Genomic DNA, 6,966 nt, shown 5'->3' with positions numbered 1-6,966 from the left:
CAGGCCCCTTTGCTCGAATCTGGCGGAGAGGGAGGGATTCGAACCCTCGATACGGGGTTACCGTATACACACTTTCCAGGCGTGCGCCTTCGACCGCTCGGCCACCTCTCCGTTTTCCGCAACCGCTGGACAGCTACAGAGCGCGGAATCCTAAACCAGGCGCGGCAGCGGCGCAATGGAGGGCCGGTGGAAAACGCTTGCGGATCAGGACCCGCCCTTGCCTGGCAACCCCGGGAAGGCATGCACGTTGCCACCCACCGCGCCCGCGTCGTGGATGCGCGGGGTCCCCACGGCGGTGACCTCGTCGATGCGAATCAGGGCATGCATCGGCACGTGGAAGCGCTCCACTCCCTCGAACTCGGTACGCAGGCGTTCCTCCGAGGGATCCACCACGACCTGCGAGCGCTCCCCGAACAGCAGACCCTCGATGGTCACGAACCCGTAGAGTTCGTCCTGATAGACATCGCGGGCAAATAACTCGTAGGTCTTGCCATTGTTCAGAAAGCTGATCCGGTAACGTATGTTCTTGTCCATGATCTTAAGGAGACGCTGATTGAATCGCACGTCCGCGCTCGAGTCGCTTTTGCGTGCGAACAAGGCGCGGTGAGTGAAGTGTAGCCGAGCTACATAAGCGAGCCGCAACGCCGGGCGCACGCAAAAGCGGCCGAGCCCCTGCTTTCAATGGCTTGTGGGGTTGGTGCCCCCTGTTCCCCGATCCTGCGTTGCGCCGCTTGCGGGTAGAACCACTACCCGCTGCACGACGCGCCTTGTCTCGGAAAACAGGGGGCGCCAACGCGGACGTGCGATTCAATCAGCGTCTCCTTAATCATGGGGGAGCAACCGCAGATTGCAACGGGTTGGCGTTGGTCCGGACGGGCAGAGCCGGTATGATTCCCGGCGTCATCCGCATGGGCCCCGGCACGCCAACGATGAATTCCTCCCAGGAGCTGCTCGATCACTTGAGCCGCAACAGTTCGCCATACCAGGATCCGCTCACGCGGATTCGCTGGGATGCGCTGTCGCCGGAGGACTTCTGGATCCCGGAAGAGGCCGTCTCGCTATTCGGTACGCCGGAATACTCGGCGTTGTCCGCCGAGCAGAAACGCCGCCTGTCGCAGTACGAGTTCCTTTACTTCATCAGCGGGGCACTGTGGCTGGAGGGCCTGTTCATGGAGCGCATCTCGCGCATCTCCATGCACTCGACCGGCCGGCTGGACCGACTGAACTACCGCCTGCACGAGCTGCGCGAAGAGGCCGGGCACAGCCTGATGTTCATCGAGTTCATGCGGCGCAGCGGCCTGGAGCTGCCGGAGAAGCGCTTCCCGAAGCCGCGTCTCGCCACCCTGGTCGGACGCTTCGCCCCGTTCGAGTCCTCGATCTTCTGGATCGCGGTGATGATCGGCGAGGAAGTGCCGGATCGGATGAACCGGCTGATCCACCAGCGCCGCGACCAGATAAGCCCCACGGTGCATGACGTCGTCACCACCCACATGATCGACGAGGCCCGCCACATGGCGCATGCCCGCGACACGCTGGAAAGCTACCTGGACTCCCTGCCCGCCTGGCAGAAGACCACCTACCGGCCGCTGATGCGCCGGGTATTCCGTCAGTTCGTGCACGCCTTCTACTACCCGACGGCGGATATCTACCAGCTCGCGGGCCTGCCCGCGGGTCCGGACTACCGCCGATTGGCACGCGACAATCCGCGCCGGGCCGCCTTCATCGACACCTGTGTCGACCCCGCGCTGCAGATCCTGCGCGCTCAGGGGCTGGTCCTGAACTGGCGATAGGGAAACATTCCGGCCAGGACCAGCACCCGGACCCGGCGCCGCCGCGTCCCGCGCGGCCACGCCGCTTGATTGGGTATCATCCAGTCCATGGCCCCGCACCTTCAGCTCCGACCTCCAAGCACGACCTGGCGTCAGATCGAGCTCGGCATCTTCATCGTGCTGCTGGTGATGATTGGTCTGCGGGTCTGGTTCCAGCCACCCTCCGCACTGGAGCAGCTCACCTTTCGCGAGGAGTTGCAGGTCGTTCTGGTGGACACCCCACTGGGCCGTTCGGAACTTGCAGTGGCCAACGGCCACGACCAGCTGGACCTCGACCTGCTGCACGGCTTTGCGCAGGAGCTGGGCACGCGCATCCGGGTCACCCGCGTGGACACGGCGGCCGAGGCTCACCAGCGGCTGCGCGAACAGCGCGTGGATCTCGCCGCCGGGTTGCTGGTCGATCCCAACGACCCCGCGGTCAAACCAGGGCCGGAGATCCTTGCGATCCAGCAACTCCTCGCCTTCTGGCGTGACAACGAATCGAACTCGGCCCTGTCCGCCCTCAACGATCTCCCCGCCGGAACCCGCCTGGGGTTCACCGCGCAATCTCCGTTGCCGGAACGCCTGCAGAACCACCTGGCCCACGTCGAGGCGGCAAGACAAAGGAGCTCAGGCATGGCGGAGGGGCCGGAATCCGGCGATCCGGAAGAGAATCCCTTGGAGATCCTGGGCGACGAGCCCCGTGACCCTCCGATTGAACTGGTACCGCTGGGAACTGCCGAGGCGCTGCGCCAGGCACTAGCCGCAGGCGAGATCGACTATGCCCTGATGAACTCGCTGGAGTTCGGGCGGCTGCGGCGCCTGCATCCGGAGCTGCGCACCGCGTACGAGTTCGAGCGCGGTGCGACCGTCACCTGGCTGTTCCCGTCCGGGTTCGACCACAGCCTGATCGAAGCGGCGGAACGCTATATCGAGCGCCTGCGCGAGAGCCGCGAACTGGAGCTGATGACCGACCGTTACCTGGGCCACCTGGAGACCCACGACCTGGTGGACGCCCTGACCTTCGCCCGCCGAGTGGAGGACCGCCTGGATCGCTTTCGCGACCTGTTCGAGAGCGCCGGCGAGCAATACGGCCTGGATTGGCGCTTCATCGCGGCGGTGGCCTATCAGGAGTCACACTGGAATGCCAACGCCGTGTCGCCCACCGGCGTGCGCGGGCTGATGATGCTGACCCAGAACACCGCTGCGGGTCTCGGCATCGACGACCGCACCGATCCCGCATCGAGCGTGGACGGTGGCACGCGATACCTGCTGGATCTGCGCGAACGACTCCCGGAGCGAATCCCGGAACCGGACCGCACCTGGATGACCCTGGCGGCCTACAACGTCGGCCTCGGTCACCTGCACGACGCCCGTCGCCTGGCGGATGCGCATGGCGACGATCCGGATCGCTGGCTGGACGTGATGCAGTGGCTCCCGCGCCTGGCCGACCCCGAATGGTACGAGCGCACCCGCTATGGCTACGCCCGTGGCTGGGAGCCGGTCGTCTACGTGCAGAACATCCGCAGCTACTACGACAAGCTGATCCAGCGCTTCCCCGAAAGCGGCGACCACAGACCGCCGCCCCCCGAGCCGTATCGCCGGGTCCCGGTGTCGCTCTAGGTGTGGAGTCTCACAAGGATGTCCACGGGACGACCGGACTGCATTCAGCACCGGCGGATCAATATCGAGCCCTCGTGCGTCTCTCCCCGAACACCCTCCGGAAAGGCCTGCATGACCCGTTCTCTCGCCGTTGTTCTGCTCTCTCTGGTAGCGCTTCTGGGGACGCCGCTTATCGCCCTGGCCCAGGATGCCGGGGATCCAACCGGCGCTGCGAACGCAGCCGCCATCATCGAGGCCGGCGGCGCCGAAGTGCCGGTGGAGCGCTATCGCGCCGACGGCGACGCCGTGCTGCTGTGGTTCCCGTCCGAGCACGGGTTGCGCGACGGCCACCGCACCCAGGCCCTGGCCCTGCAGGCCATCGGCATCGAGGTCTGGCTGGTGGACCCCTTCAGCGGCCACTTCCTGCCGGAGGCGGCCTCCAGCTTCGATGACATGCCCACCACGACCGTCGCGGACCTGATCGAGTCGGCTCACGCCGATACCGGTCGAGCCGTCTTCGCGTTCGGCCACGACCGCGCCCTGCCCTGGCTGCTCACCGGGCTTTACCAGTGGCAGCTCGCCCACCCGGATGCGGACCACCTGGCCGGCCTGCTGATGGCCAGCCCCTACCTGCACACCGGCGTGGACACCGAAGGTACCGAGCTGCAGGCCATCGTCGGACTGACCAACCTCCCTGTGTACATTCTGCAACCGGCGCAATCCCCACAGCGCCAGCAGCTCGGCCGCATCCGCGCGGGTCTCTCGGAGGGCGGCAGTGCTGTGGGCGCCCGCCTGCTTCCCGGGATCCGCGACCGGTTCTTCTTCCGCCCCGATGCCACGGCCGGCGAGCAACTCGCGAGCGAGCACTTCCACCGCGAGATCGCCTTCGGCATGGAGATGCTCTCGCGCCTGCCCCGCCAGCGGACGCCGGCCGTGGCCGAGGCGGACACCGACCTGGCCGTGCGCACCCCCACCGGCAGCGACGCGCAACTGAACACCCTGGACGAACCCGTGGCTGCCCCGCCGCTGGAACGGCCCGACCTTGCCGGCGACACCCGGCGTCTGGAGGACTATCGCGGCGAGGTCGTGCTGGTGAACTTCTGGGCAAGCTGGTGCCCGCCCTGCGTGCACGAGATGCCATCCATGCAGTTGCTGGAGGATGAACTGCGCGCGGAAGGCTTTCGCATCCTCGCGGTGAATCTCGGCGAGGACGAGGCCACCATCCGCCGCTTCATCGAGGACGAAGTGCAAACGGACTTCACCATCCTCCTCGACCCGGACCAGGCCTCCCTGAATGACTGGCGCGCGATGGCCTACCCCACCAGCTACGTCATCGACCGCGAGGGCCAGCTGCGCTACTACCTGTTCGGCGCGATCGAATGGACCGAACCCGGCGTCATCGACCAGATCCGCGAACTCCTCGACGAACAGGCGCAAGGGTAACGCCGCCGCCCGAAATACCCGCCACACGTGGGCCCTTGCGCGTGCTCGGCAATATTCGGGACTACGCTTGAGGAATGGCGGATGCCGAGGAGAATCCGATGGAAAAGCCCCAACCCGCATCGCCCCGTGTATGCGGCCTGCTCGCGAGCCTGGCACTGCTGGTGGCCTCGCCCACCTTCGCGGAGGTGGAGGTGGGCATCACCGCCGACATGGCCGAGTTCGAGGTGCGCCACGGCGACGAGCGCGTGACGGTCACCCGCGACCAGGACACCTTCGCCACGATCGACCTGGACTACGCGCAAATCGCGCGCCCCTGTCCGCCCTTCTGCATCCAGCCGATGAGCCTGGGTCGCGGGGTCGAGACGCTGGGTGAACTGGAGTTCATCGATTACCTGCGCCAGACCACCGAGCGCGACGACCTGCTGATCATCGATTCACGCACCCCACGCGAATATCGCCGCGGCACCATCCCCGGGGCCATCAACATCCCCTGGGATCGCCTGCACTTCGCCTCCGGGGCCGACCCGGACGACGTACGCAATGTGCTCAGCGACCGGTTCGACGTGGTGTTCGACGGCGACTTCTACGACTTCAGCCACGCCAAGACCCTGGTGCTGTTCTGCAACGGCCCCTGGTGCGGGCAGTCCCCCACCAACATCCGCACGCTGACCAACCTCGGCTACCCGGCCGAACGCATCAAGTGGTACCGCGGCGGCATGCAGATGTGGCACGCCTTCGGCCTGACCACGGTGGAAGGCTCCACCGACGAATAACGCACGACCGTCCGGCCGGCTATTCGGGCTCGGTCATGAGGGTACGGACGCGGTTGATGACGTCGGGGTCGTCCCATTTGATGGCGCTGTTGACGGAATAGCGCACGCGGCCGTCACGGCCGAGGATGAAGGAGCTGGGGAAGGCGAATACGCGCCAGTCGGCGGCGACCCGGCCATCGAAATCCATCAGCACCGGGAAATCCACCTGGACCTCGTCCATGAAGGCGGAGATGTGCTCGGCGCTCTCCTGGTAGTTGACCGAAACGATGGCAAAACCCTTGCCCAGGGTCTCGGCCATGCGGTTCATCGACGGGATCTCGTGGACGCAGGGCGGGCACCAGCTGGCCCAGAAGTTCAGCAGGACCACCTGCCCTGCGTAATCGGACAGCAACTGCTCATCGCCCAGGTGATCGGTGAGCGTGAAGTCGTCGACTGGTGGCGGGTGATCGCGCGCTACCAGCCCCCGGCCGGCCTCGACGTCGCGCGCGAGCTCCGGCATCGGCGCCACCGCCAGCGGGCGCGGGACACTCGCCAGCAGCCGGCCCGCCTGCAGCAACTGCGCGGGCAGACGGGCCGCCATGGCCCTTTCCTCCGGTTCGGGGTCGGAACGGCGCAGGTAGTAGAAGTCGCGCACCCCCGGGATCATCTGCACGAACACCGCGCTGCCACCCCGGCGCAGGTCGGTCAGGATCTCGTCCAGGTGCCAGCGGTAGACGCCCTGGGTCGGCTGCAGCAGAAACACGGGGAGGCTGGTGGCCCGCACGACATCCACAAACTCCGCGGGCGCCCCGGCGACCGGCGTGTCCACCATCAGGTTGGGGAAGGCCAGGGCCGCCCCGAGCACGTAAGCCGAGTCGGGCCCGTCTTCCTGCCACTTGCGCAGGCCGCGCAGCGCGGTGATGGCCGGGCGACCGGAGGCCACCAGCATGACCTCCTTGCCCGTCTCTTCATGCGCGGCGCGCAGCAACGCGGCCACGCTGACACCATCCAGGCTGCGCATGCTCTCGTTGGTGCGGGGGAGGAAATGGGCATCCAGCAGGTCCACCTGCCAGACCTCAATGCCCAGGGCCGCCAGCTCGCGGCCGAACTCGGCATGGTTGGCGTGTGCGCCCGCCTGCGGCAGCAGCCAGAGGTAGAGGCGCTCACCCTCGGCCGGGTAGACGGTCACGTCCAGCTCCACGCCGGCGGGATCCGTCACGGTCATCGAACGCGGCTCCGCGACGTCGGCCAGCACCGGCGCAGCCAGAATCAGGCACAGCAGCAGGCCAAGACGTGGCAGAACGCTCATCGACAAGGGACGCACGGATCAGGTAGACGGAAGGCGACTATAGCGCCCTGTC

Annotated in this window: 6 protein-coding genes and 1 tRNA gene; 4 read left to right on the top strand and 3 right to left on the bottom strand. The window is 66.7% G+C overall.

All coding sequences use genetic code 11. From position 1 onward, the window contains the following. Positions 1-20 precede the first annotated feature (20 nt). Together D106_RS0113390 and D106_RS0113385 are read right to left on the bottom strand one after the other, a co-directional pair. Positions 21-111: transfer RNA gene (locus D106_RS0113390), tRNA-Ser, on the bottom strand. A 93-nt stretch (positions 112-204) separates the two neighbouring features. After that, the gene (locus D106_RS0113385) at positions 205-534 is read right to left on the bottom strand and encodes a DUF1820 family protein (protein ID WP_026279324.1); all 330 of its coding nucleotides are present in this window, start codon (positions 532-534) and stop codon (positions 205-207) included. Positions 535-929: 395 nt separating this feature from the next. On the opposite strand from D106_RS0113385, the gene D106_RS0113380 reads away from it, so the two are divergent. The 4 genes from D106_RS0113380 (at position 930) to D106_RS0113365 (ending at position 5,626) form a co-directional block, all read left to right on the top strand. Beyond that, the gene (locus tag D106_RS0113380) at positions 930-1,790 is read left to right on the top strand and encodes a diiron oxygenase (RefSeq protein ID WP_018867827.1); all 861 of its coding nucleotides are present in this window, start codon (positions 930-932) and stop codon (positions 1,788-1,790) included. A gap of 87 nt (positions 1,791-1,877) precedes the next feature. Next, complete coding sequence (gene mltF, locus D106_RS0113375) at positions 1,878-3,431, top strand: membrane-bound lytic murein transglycosylase MltF (protein WP_018880347.1); 1,554 nt, start codon at positions 1,878-1,880, stop codon at positions 3,429-3,431. Positions 3,432-3,542: 111 nt separating this feature from the next. Further along, positions 3,543-4,853 (top strand): peroxiredoxin, encoded by a 1,311-nt coding sequence (locus D106_RS0113370; protein WP_018880346.1) that lies wholly within the window; start codon positions 3,543-3,545, stop codon positions 4,851-4,853. Positions 4,854-4,927: 74 nt separating this feature from the next. Continuing rightward, positions 4,928-5,626, top strand: coding sequence for a rhodanese-like domain-containing protein (locus D106_RS0113365; protein WP_018875910.1), 699 nt, complete (start codon positions 4,928-4,930; stop codon positions 5,624-5,626). A 19-nt stretch (positions 5,627-5,645) separates the two neighbouring features. On the opposite strand, the gene D106_RS0113360 is transcribed toward D106_RS0113365, so the two are convergent. Continuing rightward, positions 5,646-6,914, bottom strand: coding sequence for a TlpA disulfide reductase family protein (locus D106_RS0113360; RefSeq protein ID WP_018880345.1), 1,269 nt, complete (start codon positions 6,912-6,914; stop codon positions 5,646-5,648). Between the last annotated feature and the right edge of the window lie 52 nt (positions 6,915-6,966).

The sequence above is a fragment of the Thioalkalivibrio sp. ALE9 genome (genome assembly GCF_000377445.1).
Classification (GTDB): Bacteria; Pseudomonadota; Gammaproteobacteria; order Ectothiorhodospirales; family Ectothiorhodospiraceae; genus Thioalkalivibrio.
Note: the sequence above shows the minus strand (reverse complement) of the source record. Positions and strands in the feature narration are given on the sequence as shown.

Excerpts from the sequence above, each read along its gene's own strand:
- D106_RS0113360 (WP_018880345.1), bottom strand. The coding sequence starts at position 6,914 with ATGAGCGTTCTGCCACGTCTTGGCCTGCTGCTGTGCCTGATTCTGGCT.
- D106_RS0113380 (WP_018867827.1), top strand. The coding sequence starts at position 930 with ATGAATTCCTCCCAGGAGCTGCTCGATCACTTGAGCCGCAACAGTTCG.
- mltF (WP_018880347.1), top strand. The coding sequence starts at position 1,878 with ATGGCCCCGCACCTTCAGCTCCGACCTCCAAGCACGACCTGGCGTCAG.
- D106_RS0113365 (WP_018875910.1), top strand. The coding sequence starts at position 4,928 with ATGGCGGATGCCGAGGAGAATCCGATGGAAAAGCCCCAACCCGCATCG.
- D106_RS0113385 (WP_026279324.1), bottom strand. The coding sequence starts at position 534 with ATGGACAAGAACATACGTTACCGGATCAGCTTTCTGAACAATGGCAAG.
- D106_RS0113370 (WP_018880346.1), top strand. The coding sequence starts at position 3,543 with ATGACCCGTTCTCTCGCCGTTGTTCTGCTCTCTCTGGTAGCGCTTCTG.